17 protein-coding genes are annotated in these 17,364 nt (G+C 65.3%); 1 reads left to right on the top strand and 16 read right to left on the bottom strand.

All coding sequences use genetic code 11. The annotated features are described in order from the left end of the window. Window positions 1-3 precede the first annotated feature (3 nt). From EO136_RS14075 to EO136_RS14065, 3 genes are all read right to left on the bottom strand, one after another. A complete protein-coding gene (locus EO136_RS14075) occupies window positions 4-648 on the bottom strand; it encodes a pyridoxamine 5'-phosphate oxidase family protein (protein ID WP_127145030.1) in 645 nt (214 codons plus the stop codon). A gap of 72 nt (window positions 649-720) precedes the next feature. Continuing rightward, complete coding sequence (locus EO136_RS14070; RefSeq protein WP_127145029.1) at window positions 721-1,260, bottom strand: dihydrofolate reductase family protein; 540 nt, start codon at window positions 1,258-1,260, stop codon at window positions 721-723. Window positions 1,261-1,572: 312 nt separating this feature from the next. Next, window positions 1,573-2,337 carry a hypothetical protein gene (locus EO136_RS14065; protein ID WP_127145028.1) on the bottom strand — a complete coding sequence of 255 codons (765 nt, stop codon included), beginning with the start codon at window positions 2,335-2,337 and terminating at the stop codon, window positions 1,573-1,575. Window positions 2,338-2,512: 175 nt separating this feature from the next. Here EO136_RS14065 and EO136_RS14060 point away from each other — a divergent pair, with 175 nt between their 5' ends. Next, window positions 2,513-3,016 carry a hypothetical protein gene (locus tag EO136_RS14060; protein ID WP_127145027.1) on the top strand — a complete coding sequence of 168 codons (504 nt, stop codon included), beginning with the start codon at window positions 2,513-2,515 and terminating at the stop codon, window positions 3,014-3,016. A 304-nt stretch (window positions 3,017-3,320) separates the two neighbouring features. Here the strand turns inward: EO136_RS14060 and infB are convergent, their stop codons facing one another. The 13 genes from infB to urtC all read right to left on the bottom strand — a co-directional run bounded on the left by infB (window position 3,321) and on the right by urtC (window position 17,361). Further along, complete coding sequence (gene infB / locus EO136_RS14055) at window positions 3,321-5,918, bottom strand: translation initiation factor IF-2 (protein ID WP_127145026.1); 2,598 nt, start codon at window positions 5,916-5,918, stop codon at window positions 3,321-3,323. Continuing rightward, on the bottom strand, window positions 5,915-6,532 hold the full coding sequence (locus EO136_RS14050) for an RNA-binding protein (RefSeq protein ID WP_164730611.1): 618 nt from the start codon (window positions 6,530-6,532) through the stop codon (window positions 5,915-5,917). Before EO136_RS14050 ends, infB begins: the two co-directional genes overlap by 4 nt. A gap of 79 nt (window positions 6,533-6,611) precedes the next feature. Beyond that, window positions 6,612-8,225, bottom strand: a complete 1,614-nt coding sequence (nusA, locus tag EO136_RS14045) for a transcription termination factor NusA (protein ID WP_127145024.1) — start codon at window positions 8,223-8,225, stop codon at window positions 6,612-6,614. A gap of 2 nt (window positions 8,226-8,227) precedes the next feature. Beyond that, window positions 8,228-8,869, bottom strand: coding sequence for a ribosome maturation factor RimP (rimP, locus tag EO136_RS14040; RefSeq protein ID WP_127145023.1), 642 nt, complete (start codon window positions 8,867-8,869; stop codon window positions 8,228-8,230). A gap of 122 nt (window positions 8,870-8,991) precedes the next feature. Then, window positions 8,992-9,687 carry a tRNA (guanosine(46)-N7)-methyltransferase TrmB gene (trmB, locus tag EO136_RS14035; protein ID WP_246018386.1) on the bottom strand — a complete coding sequence of 232 codons (696 nt, stop codon included), beginning with the start codon at window positions 9,685-9,687 and terminating at the stop codon, window positions 8,992-8,994. A 1,140-nt stretch (window positions 9,688-10,827) separates the two neighbouring features. Beyond that, window positions 10,828-12,540, bottom strand: coding sequence for an urease subunit alpha (gene ureC, locus EO136_RS14030; protein ID WP_127145021.1), 1,713 nt, complete (start codon window positions 12,538-12,540; stop codon window positions 10,828-10,830). Continuing rightward, the gene (locus EO136_RS14025; protein WP_127145020.1) at window positions 12,540-12,845 is read right to left on the bottom strand and encodes an urease subunit beta; all 306 of its coding nucleotides are present in this window, start codon (window positions 12,843-12,845) and stop codon (window positions 12,540-12,542) included. Before EO136_RS14025 ends, ureC begins: the two co-directional genes overlap by 1 nt. Before the next feature lie 2 nt (window positions 12,846-12,847). After that, window positions 12,848-13,435: a HupE/UreJ family protein gene (locus tag EO136_RS14020; RefSeq protein ID WP_127145019.1), complete on the bottom strand. Its 588-nt coding sequence runs from the start codon at window positions 13,433-13,435 to the stop codon at window positions 12,848-12,850. Window positions 13,436-13,449: 14 nt separating this feature from the next. After that, complete coding sequence (locus tag EO136_RS14015; protein ID WP_127145018.1) at window positions 13,450-13,752, bottom strand: urease subunit gamma; 303 nt, start codon at window positions 13,750-13,752, stop codon at window positions 13,450-13,452. 8 nt (window positions 13,753-13,760) lie between these two features. Next, a complete protein-coding gene (locus tag EO136_RS14010; protein ID WP_127145017.1) occupies window positions 13,761-14,597 on the bottom strand; it encodes an urease accessory protein UreD in 837 nt (278 codons plus the stop codon). Then, entirely contained in the window at window positions 14,597-15,298 is a 702-nt protein-coding gene (gene urtE / locus EO136_RS14005) for an urea ABC transporter ATP-binding subunit UrtE (protein ID WP_127145016.1), read from the bottom strand. The genes EO136_RS14010 and urtE overlap by 1 nt, the downstream gene beginning before the upstream one ends. Before the next feature lie 7 nt (window positions 15,299-15,305). Next, window positions 15,306-16,121: an urea ABC transporter ATP-binding protein UrtD gene (urtD, locus tag EO136_RS14000; RefSeq protein WP_425466621.1), complete on the bottom strand. Its 816-nt coding sequence runs from the start codon at window positions 16,119-16,121 to the stop codon at window positions 15,306-15,308. Between the two features lie 4 nt (window positions 16,122-16,125). Beyond that, window positions 16,126-17,361, bottom strand: coding sequence for an urea ABC transporter permease subunit UrtC (urtC, locus tag EO136_RS13995; protein WP_127145015.1), 1,236 nt, complete (start codon window positions 17,359-17,361; stop codon window positions 16,126-16,128). Window positions 17,362-17,364: the final 3 nt, after the last annotated feature.

Genomic DNA, 17,364 nt, shown 5'->3' with positions numbered 1-17,364 from the left:
GCCTCAATACATCGAGCGGGCGTAAGCCGTCTCGAGATCGCTGTCGATCTTTTCCATTTCCGCCGGGTCTTCGGGCGCCCCGGACGTCTGGTCGAGGATCATCTTGGACAGCGAGGGCATCGATTTGCGATCCTGGAAGGTCGCCGGGTCCCAGAGTTTGGAGCGCCGGAACGCCTTGGCGCAATGGAGGAACACCTCCTCGATCGCCACGACGATCGCGAGCCTGGGCGCCTTGCCGTTGACCGCCATGGTCGCGAGCAGCGCCGGGTCGTTGACCAGCCTGGCCTTCCCGTTCACCCGCAGCGTGTCGTCGAACCCCGGCACCACGAACAACAGCCCCACCGAGGGGTTGGCGAGGATATTGGTGAGGCTGTCGAGCCGGTTGTTCCCCGGCCGGTCGGGAATGGCGATGGTGGTGTCGTCGAGCACATGCACGAACCCTACCGGATCCCCGCGCGGGGTCACGTCGGCCTTGCCCTCGGCGCTTTGCGTGCCAAGGCACAGGAAGGGCGAGCGCGCGATGAATTCGCGCGCATGGGCATCGAGCGCGGGCTGGCACTTGTGGACCGCCAGCGGCGAGCGCTCGCCGTAAAGCGCGCGCAGACTGTCCTCGGCGCCGATCACATGGTCCGGATCGAAATGGCTCATCGCGTCTCTCCTCCCTTTGCGCCGCATACCCGCGCCCGATCATATAAATGAGGTACGTACATCACTGCAAGCCTAACCCGCGTCGGCCGGCACATAGGTGAGCCGGATCACGTCCTCCCCGATCCGCTCGCTCTCCACCAGCGACAGCCGCGGCAGCGCGCCGGCAAAGAACGGCGTGCCCCCGCCCAGCACCACCGGGTGCAGATAAATCCGGTACTCGTCGATGAGCCCCAGCGCCCCCAGACTCGCCGCCAGCCGGGTCCCCGACACCTCGATCACCCCCTCATGGTCCGCCTTGAGCGCCGCCACCGCGGCCCCCAGCTCGCCCTCCAGAAGCTGCGCATTGGGCCCCACGCCATCGAGCGTATGGGACGCGACCCATTTCGGCTTGCTCCGCCAGGCCAGCGCATAGTCGCGCTCGGGCCCGCCCCAGTCGGGCTGGTCCTCGTCCCAATAGCGCATGATCTCATACATCGTGCGCCCATAGATGCTCCCGGTCAGCCCGGCCACATCCTCGATGAAATGCCGGAACAGCACCCCATCGGGCGCAAACTTCATATGGTCCACATACCCGTCCAGCGACTGGTTCAACCCATAAACAACCCGCGCCATCATCCCCTCCCACGCGCCCGCACGGGGTCAGCCGGCGGGGAAGGAGAGCTTAGCGGGAAGGGGTGGGGGCGGGAAGGGGTGGGGGCGGCGAAGGGCAGCAATCATACCCGCGCCAAGCGAAACGCCGGCCCAACCCAAACGCACAACCGCTCCGGATCCTGCACCGCCCCCGCCCCAAGAGCCCCCCTCTCCCCTTGAGGGAGAGGGGCCGGGGGTGAGGGGTCATCAGCCTACCCGCGCCATCAGCCCTATCCCTTCATTTCCCTGCCGTGGACGCAACGAGCCGATGTTCCGCTTATATAGTGATGACACTTATCGAGTCTGGATTCTGCCGTCGTCTGTGAAAACAGATTGGACGGCCCGATACACCGCCTCAAATGGCCCGCTATTGCCGAAGACTTTCGATGCGACAGCGACGGCCATCATTGCGCGATGAACATACAGTACGTATTGCTCCATCATATCAGACAGCCGCTGATCTGTGGTTCGAAGTGGCAACACAAACGTGCGACCATCGTAAACGTCGAAGATGTGAACTGCAGCGCCGTGTACATAGCCAGAGAATGTAGCATCTATGGTTTCGTTTAAAGCGACCACTTGGCTAACGGGCAATCCCGCATTGTAGGTACGTGCCACGTACGCCCTAATATCGCGGCGGGAGACCCGATTGCGCCTTTGCGTCGCTTGAACAGGATCGGGATGATCGAATTCCTCCTGAAAGAATTCTGCTAAGTACTGATCATGGCGCTTTTCGAACGGCTGTTGAAATAAAAGAGGACCAGCAATGAACATGATGTCAGATTCGAGTTCGTCTAAGGCTCTCATTGTAGCGCCGGCATCGAGCACTAAGCCGTTCTGCAACAGGACCCAGCCGGCTCTCAATGCGCTCGATAACCGAACTGACTTGAGGATCAGAGCTTGGCGAGCCTGACGTTCGACATATCGATGAGCATAGGTGGCTCCATGGAGCTGGGTCCATGTTGGTGGGGGCACCAGAGATTCCATTCGTACAACAGCTTTATCAATAGTCCGAATAGCAATTTCGAATGCCGCTATTTCTGATTTAGTGAAAGGCATAAAGCCTCGATAGGTAGCGTAGAAATTGGGAACGCGAGTAATTTGTATCGCAGTCTAAATGTCGAAAGCGCAAGCCGTCGTCCCAAATTTTCGACTGCCTTCCAGCCTCCCCCCCAAGGAACATTCCCCGGCCCCGAGCCATTGACCCCATATCCCCACGGCCCAGGAGTGAGAGATGTTCAAACCTGCCGCACTGGCCGTCATGGTCTCAGTCCTCGCCCTCGCCGCGCCCGCCTCGGCGCAATCCGGTTTCGGGTGGCAACCGTACACGGACCCCGGCTTTGGATTCTCCGCCGAACTGCCCCTGGGCACCTTCGAGGTCGTCGACGCGGGCGGTGCACCGGGCCTTGCGCTCCAGGAAATCGGCGGGCAGGCCACGGTCAACCTCAATGGCGGGCCCGCTCAGGGCATGACGCGCGATGCCATGGAGGCGCGGCTTGAAACCGCTGCGCGTGTCGCCACCACCACCTATCGCGCCGGCGGCGATTCCTGGTTCGTCCTCTCGGGCTTTTACGAGGATGGCGCCGAGGACGACACGATTTTTTACACCAAAGTCCTGTTCTCGCCCGACCAGCAAACCTTCTCGGCCTTCGAGATCACCTTCCCGGCCAGCGACAAGCCGCGCTTCGAATCCATGGTCGAATATTTCGAAGACAATTTCACCCGGCCCCGGACATAGGAGCCGACAAAGCATTTCCAGATAAATGCCTGTCCCGGACCCTGATCTGGGATGAAAACACCTCTCCGGTTCGAAGCCGCGACACATCAAAGACCTGAAGGTCCTGACCTGACGCGATCCGAACAGGAGCTCCGGGCCAAGGCGCCCCATGTCGGCGTCCGCCGTCCGCGCGAACAGCCGCCGCTCTCCCCGATCCCCGCCGATCCCCCCAATCGGCACAAAAAAAGCGCCCCGCAGGGCGCTTTTTTCGGTCTCGTGATCTTTGCCATCCCCCCGGCAGCAGGCCGCCGGGGCAGGGAGCCGGTCAGAGCGTGCGCTCGACCTTTTCCACCCGATAGCACTCGATGACGTCGCCGGCGCGCATGTCTTCGTACTTCTCGAAGGCCATGCCGCATTCCTGGCCGGACTGCACGTCCTTGACCTCGTCCTTGAAGCGCTTGAGCGTCGAGAGCCTGCCCTCGTGGATGACCACGTTGTCGCGCAAGAGCCGAACCCCCGCGCCGCGCTCCACGATGCCGTCGGTCACCCGGCAGCCGGCAACCTTGCCCACCTTGGTGATGTTGAACACTTCGAGCACCTCGGCGTAACCGATGAAGGTTTCGCGCACTTCGGGGGCCAGAAGCCCGCTCATGGCGCTCTTCACGTCGTCGATCAGGTCATAGATGATGTTGTAGTACCGGATCTCGATGCCTTCGCGGGTGGCCAGTTCGGCGGCCTGCTTGTTGGCACGCACGTTGAACCCGATGATCACGGCTTTCGAGGCCGTGGCCAGCGTCACGTCCGATTCGGTGATCCCGCCCACGCCCGAATAAAGGATCTGGGCCGAGACTTCCTCGGTCGAAAGCTTGTTGAGCGCGGTCACGATCGCTTCCACCGAACCCTGCACGTCACCCTTGATGACCAGCGGGAACTTGGCGATGTCGCTGTCCTTGAGCTGCTTCATCATCTGCTCGAGGCTGGTCGCGCCACCCCCTGCGGTCTTCTCGCGAATGACGCGCTGGCGGTATTCGGTGATCTCGCGGGCCCGGGCCTCGCTCTCGACCACGCCGAAGCGGTCGCCCGCATCGGGCACGCCCGAAAAGCCCAGCACTTCCACCGGGGTGGAGGGGCCGGCCGATTTCACCTGCTTGCCCTGATCGTCGATCAGCGCGCGCACCTTGGCCCACTCGTTGCCGGCCACCACGATATCGCCCACAGAGAGCGTGCCGCGCTGCACCAGCATGGTGGCCACCGCGCCGCGGCCCTTGTCGAGCTTGGATTCGATCACCAGGCCCTGGGCATTGCCCTTGTCGGTCGCCGTGATCTCGAGCACTTCGGACTGCAGCAGCACCGCTTCGAGCAGGCCGTCGAGATTGGTGTGCTTGAGCGCGGACACCTCGACGTCGAGAACCTCGCCGCCCATCGATTCGACGAACACCTCGTGCTGGAGCAATTCGGTCCGCACGCGGGTGGAATCGGCGCCCTGCTTGTCGATCTTGTTGATCGCCACGATGATGGGGACGCCCGCCGCCTTGGCGTGCTTGATCGATTCGATGGTCTGGGGCATCACGCCGTCATCGGCCGCCACCACCAGAATGGCGATGTCGGTGGCCTGCGCGCCGCGGGCCCGCATGGCGGTGAACGCCTCGTGGCCCGGGGTATCGAGGAACGTGATTTTCTGCCCGTTCTTTTCCACCTGATAGGCGCCGATGTGCTGGGTGATCCCGCCTGCTTCGGTGGACACCACATTGGCTTCCCGGATGGCGTCCAGCAGCGAGGTCTTGCCGTGGTCGACGTGACCCATGATGGTCACCACCGGCGGACGCGCGACGCGATCGCCGGTGTCCTCGGTGCCCACGGCATCGAACAGGCCCTCTTCCACGTCGCTCTCGGCCACGCGGCGCACCGTATGGCCCATTTCCGTGGCCACCAGCTCGGCGGTATCGGTGTCGATGATGTCGTTGATCTTGACCATCTGGCCCTGCCCCATCAGGAGCTTGATCACGTCCACGGCCCGCTCGGACATGCGGTTGGCCAGCTCGGCCACCGTAATCGCCTCGGGAATGATCACTTCGCGCGAAAGCTTGGGCTGGACCACCTTGGTGTTGCGGCCCATTTTCTTGTTCTGGCGCCGGCGCATCGCGGCCAGCGAGGGCCCGCGGTCACGCTCGGAATCGGCCAGCGCGGAATTGACGTTCAGCCGGCCGCGCGCCCCGGCATCGCGCCGGGTCGGGGTCGTGCTGGGCTTGGGCGCCGCATTGCGCTTGGCGCGCTCGAGTTCGTCCTTGTCCACCAGCGCCTTGGGCGCGGGGGCCGCGCGGCGGCGCACCCGGTCGTCGTCTTCGGACGGCGGCGGGGGCGGGGGCATGTTGTCTGCCGGCTTGGTCTGGGAGGGCCGTGCCGTGGGCTTGGGCCGGGCCTGACCGGCCTTGACCGGCACGATGTCCTCGAGCGCTGCGTCCTCGGTCTTGCGCCGGGCTTCGGCTTCGGCCTGGCGTTCGGTTTCCTCGCGCTCGGCCTTGCGCCGGGCGTCGATTTCCGCGTGCCGCTTGGCTTCTTCCTCGGCCTTGATCCGGTCGCCCTCGGCCCGTGCCGCGGCTTCGCGCAGCGCGCGTTCGCGCGCCAGGGCCTCGTTCTGGGTCAGCGATGCCGAAGGCGAAGGCGCGCCCGAGCGCGAACTGCCCGGGCGTCCGCCGGGGCGCTGTCCGCCACCCGGTCCGCGTCCCTGCTGTGCTCCCGCAGCCGGACCGCCGCCTGCGCCGGCGCCGGGTCCCGCCACGCGGCGGGTGCGCTTTTCGACGACCACGGTCGTGCGCGAGGAGCGCGACATGCCCGGGCGCGCACCCGCATTGGGCGCTCCCTTGAGGGTCAGGGTCTTCTTGCCCGAACCCGACGTGTCGCTGTTGTTGTCCTTATCGCTCATATGGTGCCGTCTTCTCTTTCGTCTGTGGCGCTGAACAGGGCCAGTCGTCTGGCCCGTTCGATTGCCGAATGCGCAGCCGCTCCCGGAACGAGCGCTGCATGTATCACATGTTCAAGGCCCAATGCCAAACCCAATTGGGTGGCATCGAGCGCCTCGATATGGGGCACTTCGCCCTCTCGTCCCGAGCGGCGCAGGGCCTGCATCATCTTGCGGCGGCTGTCGGCGGCCGCGTCGCTCGCCGTGATCAGCGCAGCGGCGCCGCCCTTTTCCACGAGCGAGGTGACCTTGGCGGCACCGGTAATCAGGTGCCCTGCCTTGCGCGCCAGCCCCAGAGCCCCCGCAAGCCGCTGTTCTAACCGCGTCCGGGTCATGAACGCAAGGTCGGACGGCACCGTTACCGGTGCCTTAAGGCTCCGTGCAAAGACCTTTTTGGCCACCGCGGTCTCGATCGCGCGTCTGCTGGCGGTGATCCAGACCCCCCGGCCGGGCGCCTTGGCGTCCACGTCCGGGGCCAGAACGCCATCTGGAGACACGGCAAAGCGGATGAGCTCGCTGGCGGGTTTCTCCACCCGCTCGAGCGCACACGCCCGTGTTAACTCCTTTTGACGGCTCAATTGCGGCAGTGCTCCAAGAGTGCGAGCGGGAGAAATGGCGCCATTCTCCCGGTTTCCAAGCGCGATACAGGTAAAGACTCTATTCGGCGGGGCTTTCCTCGGCTTCCGCCTCGTCCAGTTCCGCGTCCTCCTCGACGCCGAGGTCTTCCTGGGTGATCCAGCCGGCCTTCACGCGCGCGGCCATGATCATGTCCTCGGCTTCCTGGCGGCTGAGCGGGAAGGCCGAGAGCGCGCCGTCATGGCGGCGGGTTTCCCCGTCCTTGCGCTCGGACCACCCGATCAGGTCGTCGGCGACCGCGCCGGCGAAATCCTCGAGCGTCTTGATGTCGTCCTTGCCCAGCGCCACCAGCATGGCCGCGTTCAGCCCTTCGATGTCATAGAGCGCGTCCTCGACCCCGAGCGCGGTGCGCTCCTCGTCATGGGCCCGCTCGACCGCATCGAGATATTCGGTGGCCCGGTTCTGGATTTCCCCGGCGGTTTCCTCGTCGAACCCGCCGATCGAGGCGATTTCGCCCAGGTCCACATAGGCCAGCTCCTCGATCGAGGAAAAGCCTTCCGATGCGAGCAGCTGGGCCACCATTTCGTCCACGTCCAGCGCGTCCATGAACAGCCCGGTGCGCTCGGTGAATTCCTTCTGGCGCCGCTCGGATTCTTCCTGCTCGGTGAGGATGTCGATGTCCCAGCCGATAAGCTGGGAGGCCAGCCGCACGTTCTGGCCGCGCCGGCCGATGGCGAGCGAAAGCTGCTCGTCGGGCACCACCACCTCGATGCGCTCGGCCTGCTCGTCGAGCACCACCTTGGCGACATCGGCGGGCTGGAGCGCGGAGACCACGAGGTCGGCGATCGAATCGGTCCAGGGGATGATGTCGATCTTCTCGCCCTGCAATTCGCCCACGACCGCCTGCACGCGGCTGCCGCGCATGCCCACGCAGGCGCCCACGGGGTCGATCGAGGAATCCGAAGACGTCACCGCGATCTTGGCGCGGCTGCCCGGATCGCGCGCGATCGAGCGGATGGTGATGATCCCGTCGTAGATCTCGGGCACTTCCTGGGCAAAGAGCTTGGCCATGAACTGGGGATGGGTGCGCGAAAGGAAGATCTGGGGCCCGCGCTGCTCGCGGCGCACGTCGTAGATATAGGCCCGGACCCGGTCGCCATAGCGGAACTGCTCGCGCGGGATCAATTCGTCGCGGCGGATGATGGCTTCCCCGCGGCCCAGATCGACGATGACGTTGCCGTATTCGACCCGCTTGACCGACCCGTTCACGATCTCGCCCAACCGGTCGATATATTCGTCGTACATGCGCTCGCGTTCTGCGTCGCGCACCTTCTGGACGATGACCTGCTTGGCCGATTGCGCCGCGATGCGCCCGAACTCGATCGGGGGCAGGGGCTCGGTCACATAGTCGCCGATCTTGGCGGCATCGTTTTTGGCCTTGGCATCGACCAGCGAAATCTGCCGGCCGTATTCCTCCACCATCTCGACCACTTCGAGCAGCCGCCAGAGCCGCAATTCGCCGCTCTTGGGGTTGATCTCGGCCTTCACCTCGGTTTCGGCGCCATAGCGGGCCTTGGCGGCGCGCTGGATCGCCTCTTCCATGGCCTCGATCACGATCATCCGGTCGATGGATTTCTCGCGCGCCACCGCGTCGGCGATCTGCAAGAGTTCAAGCCTGTTGGCTGAGACGGCCATTTCTATGGTCTCCCCTGGTTCGAATCGTCCGCGCCGTCCTCGGCCTCGGAACCCTCGATGATGGTTTCGATTTCCGGATCGTCGTCTTGGAAGTCCGGATTGTCTTCCTGCATGCGCCGCGCCGCGTCCAGCAGCGCGTCGGTCATCATCAGCTTGGCGTCCGCCAGAAGCGCGATCGGCAGGACGTGCACCCCGTCCTCGCCCTTGGGTGCGTCGGGTACCCGGATCGAGAAGGTCTCCCCGTCTGTCCCCACGATCTCCCCGCGAAAGCGCTTGCGCCCGGCCACGAGGTCGGACAATTCGACCTTGGCTTCATGGCCCGCCCAGCGCTCGAAATCGCGGGCCCGCACCAAGGGTCGGTCCACGCCCGGCGAGGAAATCTCGAGATGGTATTCCCGGTCGATCGGGTCCTCGAGGTCGAGCACCGGGGAGAGGTCGCGATGGAGCGCCTCGCAATCGGTGATGGTGAAATTGCCGTTCTCGTCCTCGGCCATGATCTGGAGCGTCATGCCGTTGTCCTGAGTGAGGCGCACCCGGACAAGGGCATAGCCCAGATTCTCGGCGACCGGCTCGACGATCTCGGAGATCCTCGCCTCGAGCGGGGTCTGGCGGATGTAGCGCTTGGGCTGGGGCGTCTGTGTCACAGGGCTCCTCGGGGAAGAAAACAAAAAAGAGCGGGGCCGGTTCTGGCACCCACTCTCTCATTGGCTCTGAGATTGTTGGACCCCCATATAGCGCCGGATGGCACCAAAGACAAGACGGGTCCTCACCGCCGCGCAAACGAGAAGTAAAAACTCCTCGTGCGCCCCTGGCGCCGCGCCTTCTGCTCGTAGCGCGTGGGCTGCCAGCCCGGGTAGGGCTCGTGCCAGCCCCCCGGCTCCGTGGCGGGCCAGTCGAAAAGCTTTGAAGCCAGCACATGGGCCAGCGTCCAGTCCGCGTAATCCTCGATATCGGTGGCGAACCGGAAGCTGCCGCCCGGTTTGAGCACCCGGGCGAACTCGGCCAGCATCGCAAACTGGATCAGCCGCCGCTTGTGGTGGCGCGGCTTGGGCCAGGGATCGGGGTAAAGCACGTGAATCGCGTCGAGCGCGTCGTCGGGCATCACCGCCAACAGCTTGATCACATCGTCGGGAAACAGCGCGATATTGTCCAGCCCCCCGGTCTCGATCGCCTCGAGCATCTTGCCGATCCCGCCGGTAAACACCTCGCACCCGATAAAGCCATGGGTCGGGTTTTCCTTTGCGATCCGCGCCAGATGCTCCCCGCCCCCATAGCCGATCTCGAGTTCGATCGCGTCCGCATCGGGAAAGAGCGTCGCTGGATCGAAGGGCCCCGAGATGTCGATGGCGATCTCGGGCAGAAGGGTGTCGAACAGCGCCCGCTGCCCCGCATGCAGCGTCTTGCCCGCGCGCCGCCCGAAAAAGGCGCGCGGTCCCTTGGGATCCTGAGCAATGGGTTTCAAAATCACGGTCCTGGGGCCGACAAATTCACGTGCGGGCCCCCTCTGGCCCATCCGAGCCCACAAATCAAGACCGGCGCCCACCCCTCGCCAACATGCGCGCCAAGGTCCGGGGCAATCACTGCGACCGGGGTGTGCTGCGGCGCCTGGAACCCCTCATCTGACCTTTCGCTGCCGCGAAAGCCCACCTTCTCCCTCAAGGGGAGAAGGGAAACAGGAGTGCCTTGGTCCGATTCGTTGCCCGAAGAGCCCCCCTCTCCCCTCGTGGGAGACTTCAAGGCGGTCGCGCCAGCGACCAATCGCTCCAGTGGAGCGATTGGAGCCGCAGAAGGCCATGAGCGCTCTGCGCGAATGGCAAGACGGGGGTGAGGGGGCGGCAGCGCTTCCGCACACGCGAAGGCCCGCATGCCATCACCTCCCTCCCCGCCAGCACAGGCCCTCCCACCCTCCTGAAGGGGGAGGACGGGAGGGCTAAGCAGCGAGCGCAGCGCAATTCCCCCCGTGCAGGCGACTTCAGGGCGGTCGCGCCAGCGACCAAGCGCTCCGGTGGAGCGATCGGAGCCGCACAAGGCCATGAGCGCAATGCCACAATGGTCAGGATGGCGCATGCCTTAGCCCCAAGAGCCCCCCTCTCCCCTTAAGGGAGACTTCAAGGCGGTCGCGCCAGCGACCAATCGCTCCAGTGGAGCGATTGGAGCCGCAGAAGGCCATGAGCGCTATGCGCGAATGGCAAGACGGGGGTGAGGGGGCTACAGCGTTGCGAAACATCAAGCGGAGGAGGTCATCGCGACCCCTCTACCCCCTCATCCGACCGCTCGGCGGCCACCTTCTCCCACGAGGGGAGAAGGGAAGAAAGAGTGCCTTTGTCCGTATCGGTGGCCAAGAGAGCCCCCCTCTCCCCTTGAGGGAGACTTCAAGGCGGTCGCGCCAGCGACCAATCGCTCCAGTGGAGCGATTGGAGCCGCAGAAGGCCATGAGCGCTCTGCGTGATTGGCAAGACGGGGGTGAGGGGTCCTTCAGCGCTCCAGCGACCAATCGCTCCAGTGGAGCGATCGGAGCCGCACAAGGCCATGAGCGCTATGCGCGAATGGCCAAGTCGGGGGTGAGGGTCCCCAACGCTGCGAAGCCCCCAAACCGATCCGATCAGAACAGGAAATACCGCTGGGCCATGGGCAGCACCTCGGCCGGCGCGCAGGTCAGCAACTCCCCGTCCGCCCGCACCTCGTAGGTTTCGGGGTCCACCGAGACCTCCGGGGTCGCGCTGTTGTGGACCATGGAGGCCTTGGAAATTCCCCCGCGGGTGTTCTTTACCGCAAGCATCGTCTTGTCGACCCCGAGCCTCTCCTTGAGCCCGTCAGCGAGCGCGGCGCCCGAGACGAACGTCACCGAAGTGTGGGCGATCGCCTTGCCGAAACTGCCGAACATGGGCCGGTAGTGCATGGGCTGGGGCGTGGGGATCGAGGCGTTGGGATCGCCCATGGGCGCCGCCGCGATCATGCCGCCCAGAACGATCAGATCGGGTTTTACCCCGAAAAAGGCAGGGTTCCAGACGACGATATCGGCCCGTTTGCCCACTTCGATCGACCCGATATGCTCGGAGATCCCGTGGGCGATGGCGGGGTTGATCGTGTATTTGGCCACATAGCGCCTGGCGCGGAAATTGTCGTTCTGGCCTGTTTCCTCGGGGAGCGGGCCGCGCTGGCGCTTCATCTTGTCGGCGGTCTGCCAGGTGCGGATGATCACCTCGCCCACCCGGCCCATGGCCTGGCTGTCCGAGGAGATGATCGAGAACGCTCCCATGTCGTGCAGGATGTCCTCGGCCGCGATGGTCTCCTTGCGGATGCGGCTTTCGGCGAACGCCACGTCCTCGGGGATCGAAGGGTCCAGGTGATGGCACACCATGAGCATGTCCAGATGCTCGGACAGCGTGTTGACCGTAAAGGGGCGGGTGGGGTTGGTCGAGGAGGGGATGACGTTGTCGAGCCCGCACACCTTGATGATGTCGGGCGCGTGCCCGCCCCCCGCGCCCTCGGTGTGAAAGGCATGGATCGTGCGGCCCTTGAAGGCGGCGATGGTGTCCTCGACAAAGCCCGATTCGTTGAGCGTGTCGGTGTGGATCATCACCTGCACGTCCATCTCGTCGGCCACCGAGAGACAAGTGTCGATGGCGGCGGGGGTCGTGCCCCAGTCCTCGTGCAGCTTGAGCGCGGCGACCCCGCCCAGAACCTGCTCGACCAGCGCCTCGGGACGCGACGCGTTGCCCTTGCCGGCCAGCGCGATGTTCATGGGAAAGGCATCGAAACTCTGGATCATCCGGCCCGTATGCCAGGGACCGGGCGTCGCGGTGGTGGCCAGCGTGCCGTGGGCAGGGCCCGTCCCGCCCCCCAGCATTGTCGTCAGCCCGCTCATCAGCGCTTCCTCGATCTGCTGGGGGCAGATGAAGTGGATATGGGCGTCGAACCCGCCGGCGGTGACGATCTTGCCCTCGGCGGCGATCACCTCGGTGCCCGGGCCCACGATGATGTCGACCCCCGGCTGGGTGTCGGGATTGCCCGCCTTGCCGATGGCGGCGATCGTCCCGTCCTTCAATCCGATATCGGCCTTGTAGATTCCGGTGTGATCGAGGATCAGCGCATTGGTGACGACGGTATCGACCGCGCCCCCGGCGCGCGTCACCTGCGACTGGCCCATGCCGTCACGGATCACCTTGCCGCCGCCGAACTTGACCTCCTCGCCATAGACGGTGAGGTCCCGTTCCACTTCGATGAACAATTCGGTGTCGGCCAGCCGCACCTTGTCCCCGGTGGTCGGGCCGTACATGTCGGCATAAAGCGCGCGCGAAATCGAATTGGCCATCAGAGCGCTCCCATGATCTTGCCGTTGAACCCGTAGACCTGCCGCGCGCCGCCATAGGGCACCAGCCGCACCTCACGGGTCTGGCCCGGCTCGAAGCGCACGGCGGTGCCCGCCGGAATGTCGAGCCTGAGCCCGCGCGCCGCGTCCCGGTCGAACTCCAGCGCGCTGTTGGTTTCATGAAAATGGTAGTGGCTGCCCACCTGGACCGGCCGGTCCCCGGTGTTGGACACCTCGAGCACCAGGGCCTCACGCCCGCCGTTGAGCTCGATGTCACCTGGGGCGGTGATGACCTCTCCGGGAATCATGGTCAGCCTCCGATCGCAAGGTAGAGACCGCCAAGCGCGGTCAGCCCACCGGCGATGCGCGTTGCAAGGCGCCCACCCCTGCGGGCGAGGCCGCCAAGGACCATGCCGAGCGCCACCCCCGCGCCATGGAGCACGGCGGTGGCGGCGATGAACCCCGCAGCATAGCCCAGGGCTCCGGCCTCTCCCATTTCACCGCCATGGGCATGGCCATGAAACAGGGCAAAGAACGCGACCGCACCGGCAACCCCGGCAACCGGCAGGGGCATGGCCAGCGCGATCATGATGCCGATGAAGATCACCGAAGCGAGGATGACCGGTTCCACCAGGGGCAGGGGCATGCCCAGGATCGCCGCACCGAACCCGATCCCCATGGTGACGACGAAGGCGGTGGGCACGGCCCACAGCGCTCGCCCGCCCACGCTGGCCGCCCACAGCCCCACGGCCACCATGGCAAGGATGTGGTCGAGCCCGAACAGAGGATGGGTGAAGCCCGCGGCAAACGAGCCGTGCGCGACAGGGTCGAGATGGGCGAAGGCCGGAGCCGTGGCCGCCGCGAGGATGGCGATCGCGGTCAGGATGGTTTTGTGCATGGTTTGAAACTCCCCTATCGGATGGGATTGTGGACGGTCACGAGCTTGGTGCCGTCGGGAAACGTGGCTTCGACTTGGATATCCCCGATCATCTCGGCGATCCCGTCCATCACCTGCTCGCGGGCAATCACATGGGCGCCCGCCTCCATCAATTCGGGCACGGGCCGTCCGTCCCGCGCGCCCTCGACGACGAAATCGGTGATCAGCGCGATGGCTTCGGGGTGGTTGAGCTTGACCCCGCGCTCAAGCCGGCGGCGCGCGACCATCGCGGCCATGGCCACCAGCAGCTTGTCCTTTTCCCGCGGTGTGAGATTCATATCCGTTCCTAAAGGCTCCAAAGGCGCGGTATCGCGCCGTTCTGCGATAGCGCCGCCACCAGCGGCACGATGATCTTGCGCAACTCATAGCCCGTCGGGGCCAGCGCCCGGACGACGATCCTGTCGCCCACAAGGCTCGCGCCCGCGGTCGCAAAGCGGGCGGTCCTGTCCTTGATCTCCCCGATCCGCCGTTCGGCGTCGGGGGCCACATAGCACAATGTCGCGAACGCACCCGCGCCGTCGAGCAGCGCCCGGTTGGCGCGCGCCAGCATGTCTCCGGCCGCAAGCTGCCCCTCTTCGGCATGCACCAGGGTGCCCGCGCGCCTGATCCGCCAGCTTTCCCTGAGCGCGGCCCGCTCGGCGTGTTCCCCGCGCGCCTTGCGCCCCAGGATCACGGCCTCGAGCCCGAAAAACACCGCGTCGGGCGCCATGTCGACCTCGAGCCGCCGCGAGAGCGCCGAGTCCTCGAAAAGGATGGTTTCCTGGGGCAGCCAGTCCACCCGCGCGCCCGGCCCGATCTCGATGCGGTTGGCGACCGCCGCGCTCCCGCCCACTGAGCGGTAGACCCGCTCGCAGGCCTGGGTGGTGACCACGAGGTGCGCGTCCGGCCCCGCCTTGGCGGTCCATGCCATCTCGTCCCCGCCCGTCAGCCCGCCCGAGGAATTGATCAGCACCGCCTCGATGGCCTTGCCATGGGTGCGCGGGGTGCGGATCTTGGCGCAGCCGGACTGGTAGAGCGTATCGAGCACACTTCTGCCGTCCCGGGCCTTGGCCGTGACCCGGCCGTCACCGCGGGCACGCTGAAGGGCGGCCGGAGCCGCCGATGGGTTGGGCGTATCGAGCATCAGACCATCAGGTGGCGCTTGACGTCGGGATCGTCGAGATCGGCGGCCACTCCCGAATGCATGATCTCCCCCCTGTCCATGACGTAGATATCATCGGCCAGTTCGCGGCAGAAATCGAGATATTGTTCGACCAGAAGGATGGTCATGCCCATCTCGTCGCGCAGAAACTGCAGCGCGCGCCCGATGTCCTTGATGATCGAGGGCTGGATGCCCTCGGTGGGCTCGTCGAGCACCAGTACCTTGGGTCGGGTCACCAGCGCCCGCCCGATGGCCAGCTGCTGCTGCTGGCCGCCCGAGAGATCGCCCCCCCGACGCCCCAGCATGGATTTGAGCACCGGAAACAGTGTGAAGATCGTCTCGGGAATGGCGCGCTCGGAGAGCTTGAGCGGCGCATAGCCGGTGTAAAGGTTCTCGCGCACGGTCAGGAGCGGGAAGATCTCGCGCCCCTGGGGCACATAGCCCAGCCCCATCCGCGCCCGCGCATAGGGGGCCGAGCGCTTGAGCTCGGTGCCGGCGATCGAGATGGTGCCCCCCGAGATCGGATGAACTCCGGTGATCGCGCGCAGCAGCGAGGATTTGCCCACCCCGTTGCGCCCCATCACCGCGGTGATCTTTTCGGGCCGCGCGGTGATCGAGACTCTCCGCAGGGCCTGGGCCGCGCCATAGTGCAGATCGACGTTCTCGACGGTCAACTCGGTCATGGCAATCCTATCGTCCCAGATAGCGTTCGATGACATTGGGGTCCGCGCTCACATGCTCGAGCGAGCCCTGGGCCAGCACCGAGCCTTCGGCAAGGCACGTCACCCGGCATTGGAGGTCGCGCACGAAGCTCATGTCGTGCTCGACCACGACCACCGAGCGCGAGCGCGCGATGTCCACGAGAAGCTTGGAGGTCTCCTCGGTTTCCGCGTCGGTCATCCCCGCCACCGGCTCGTCCACCAGCATCAGCTTGGGGTCCTGGGCCAGCAGCATGCCGATCTCGAGCCATTGCTTCTGGCCGTGCGAGAGGTTGGCGGCCAGCTCCCCGGCGCGGTGGCCCAGCCGCACCGTCTCGAGGATCGCCCCGATCGCCGCATCGTCCTCGGCGCTCCGGTCATAGAACCAGGCCCGAAACACCCCGCGCGGCTTTTTGAGCGCCAGCTCGATATTGTCGCGCACCGTATGGCTCTCGAACACCGTCGGCTTTTGAAACTTGCGCCCGATCCCGAGCATGGCGATCTCGGTCTCGTCCTTGCGGGTGAGGTCGATCCGCCCCTCGAAATAGACCTCACCGGTATCGGGCCGGGTCTTGCCGGTGATGATGTCCATCATCGTGGTCTTTCCCGCCCCGTTGGGTCCGATGATCGCCTGCAGCTCGCGATGGCCCACGATCAGCGAAAGCGAATTGAGTGCCTTGAACCCGTCAAAGCTCACGCTCACCCCGTCCAGATAGAGCAGGGAATCGTGCCGCAGCGGATCGACTGCCGCGCCCTCGGGGGCTGGAGCCGGTGGCGTCTGGGTCGGTGTCGTCATGGTTTCGGTCATGGTCTCACTCCGCCGGCGAGGGGCGCGCGTCCCCGGTGTCGGTGCGCGTTTCCCTGTCGGGATCCGAGCGCGATGGTGCAGGGGCCGAAGGCCCGTCGCGCGGATCGGGCCCGGCGCCCTTTTCCGCCCGTGCCGAGGCCCGCCGGGCACCCAGCGCATCGCGTGCCGAAACGAACACCCCCACGATCCCGCGCGGCATGAAAAGGGTCACGAAGACAAACAGCCCACCGAGCGCGAACAGCCAGAAATCGGGCAGGGCAGCGGTGAAATAGGATTTGCCGACATTGACCAGGATCGCCCCGATGATCGGGCCCACCAGCGTGCCGCGCCCGCCGACCGCCGCCCAGATCACCACTTCGATCGAGTTGGCCGGGGAAAATTCGCCCGGATTGATGATCCCCACCTGCGGCACGTAGAGCGCCCCCGCGATCCCCGCCATCACCGCCGAGAGCGTGAAGGCAAAGAGCTTCACGTTCTCCACCCGGTAGCCGATGAACCGGGTCCGGCTTTCCGCGTCGCGCACCGCCACCATCACCTTGCCCAGCTTGGACGCGACGATGCTCGCGCACAGCACATAAGAGACCGCCAGCGCGATCGCGGTGGCTGCGAAAAGCGCCGCGCGCGTGCCCTGGTTGGCGATGGGCTGGCCGAGAATGTCGCGGAAATCGGTCAGCCCGTTATTGCCGCCAAATCCCATGTCGTTGCGAAAGAACGCCAGCATCAGCGCATAGGTCATCGCCTGGGTGATGATCGAGAGATAGACCCCCGTCACCCGGCTCCGGAACGCGAACCAGCCAAAGGCGAAGGCCAGGAGCCCGGGCACCGCCATGATCATGATCGCCGCGAACCAGAACTGGTCCATGCCCAGCCAGTACCAGGGGAGTTCCGAATAGCCCAGAAACACCATGAAATCGGGCAGCTCGGGGTGCGAATAGACCCCCCGGGTGCCGATCTGGCGCATGAGGTAGGTCCCCATGGCATAGCCGCCCAGGGCAAAGAACGCCCCGTGCCCAAGTGACAGGATGCCGCAATAGCCCCAGATCAGGTCGAGCGCCAGGGCCAGCATGGCGTAGGAGAGGTATTTGCCCAAAAGCGGTACCATGTAATTGGGCACCCGCAGCGCATGGCCGGTGGGCAGAAGAAGGTTCGACAGCGGCACGAGGATCGCAAGGGCGATCAGGATGCCCACGACCCAGTACGCCTTCTTGTCGAGAGCGCGCAAAACCGTTGCGGTGATCATAGC

The sequence above is a fragment of the Pelagibacterium montanilacus genome, assembly GCF_003992665.1.
In the GTDB taxonomy this organism is placed as follows: Bacteria; Pseudomonadota; Alphaproteobacteria; order Rhizobiales; family Devosiaceae; genus Pelagibacterium; species Pelagibacterium montanilacus.
Note: the sequence above shows the minus strand (reverse complement) of the source record. Positions and strands in the feature narration are given on the sequence as shown.

Excerpts from the sequence above, each read along its gene's own strand:
- urtC (WP_127145015.1), bottom strand. The coding sequence starts at position 17,361 with ATGATCACCGCAACGGTTTTGCGCGCTCTCGACAAGAAGGCGTACTGG.
- EO136_RS14010 (WP_127145017.1), bottom strand. The coding sequence starts at position 14,597 with ATGCTCGATACGCCCAACCCATCGGCGGCTCCGGCCGCCCTTCAGCGT.
- urtE (WP_127145016.1), bottom strand. The coding sequence starts at position 15,298 with ATGACCGAGTTGACCGTCGAGAACGTCGATCTGCACTATGGCGCGGCC.
- urtD (WP_425466621.1), bottom strand. The coding sequence starts at position 16,121 with ATGACCGAAACCATGACGACACCGACCCAGACGCCACCGGCTCCAGCC.
- nusA (WP_127145024.1), bottom strand. The coding sequence starts at position 8,225 with ATGGCCGTCTCAGCCAACAGGCTTGAACTCTTGCAGATCGCCGACGCG.
- ureC (WP_127145021.1), bottom strand. The coding sequence starts at position 12,540 with ATGGCCAATTCGATTTCGCGCGCGCTTTATGCCGACATGTACGGCCCG.
- EO136_RS14015 (WP_127145018.1), bottom strand. The coding sequence starts at position 13,752 with ATGAATCTCACACCGCGGGAAAAGGACAAGCTGCTGGTGGCCATGGCC.
- EO136_RS14060 (WP_127145027.1), top strand. The coding sequence starts at position 2,513 with ATGTTCAAACCTGCCGCACTGGCCGTCATGGTCTCAGTCCTCGCCCTC.
- EO136_RS14075 (WP_127145030.1), bottom strand. The coding sequence starts at position 648 with ATGAGCCATTTCGATCCGGACCATGTGATCGGCGCCGAGGACAGTCTG.
- EO136_RS14065 (WP_127145028.1), bottom strand. The coding sequence starts at position 2,337 with ATGCCTTTCACTAAATCAGAAATAGCGGCATTCGAAATTGCTATTCGG.
- EO136_RS14025 (WP_127145020.1), bottom strand. The coding sequence starts at position 12,845 with ATGATTCCCGGAGAGGTCATCACCGCCCCAGGTGACATCGAGCTCAAC.
- EO136_RS14070 (WP_127145029.1), bottom strand. The coding sequence starts at position 1,260 with ATGGCGCGGGTTGTTTATGGGTTGAACCAGTCGCTGGACGGGTATGTG.
- EO136_RS14020 (WP_127145019.1), bottom strand. The coding sequence starts at position 13,435 with ATGCACAAAACCATCCTGACCGCGATCGCCATCCTCGCGGCGGCCACG.
- infB (WP_127145026.1), bottom strand. The coding sequence starts at position 5,918 with ATGAGCGATAAGGACAACAACAGCGACACGTCGGGTTCGGGCAAGAAG.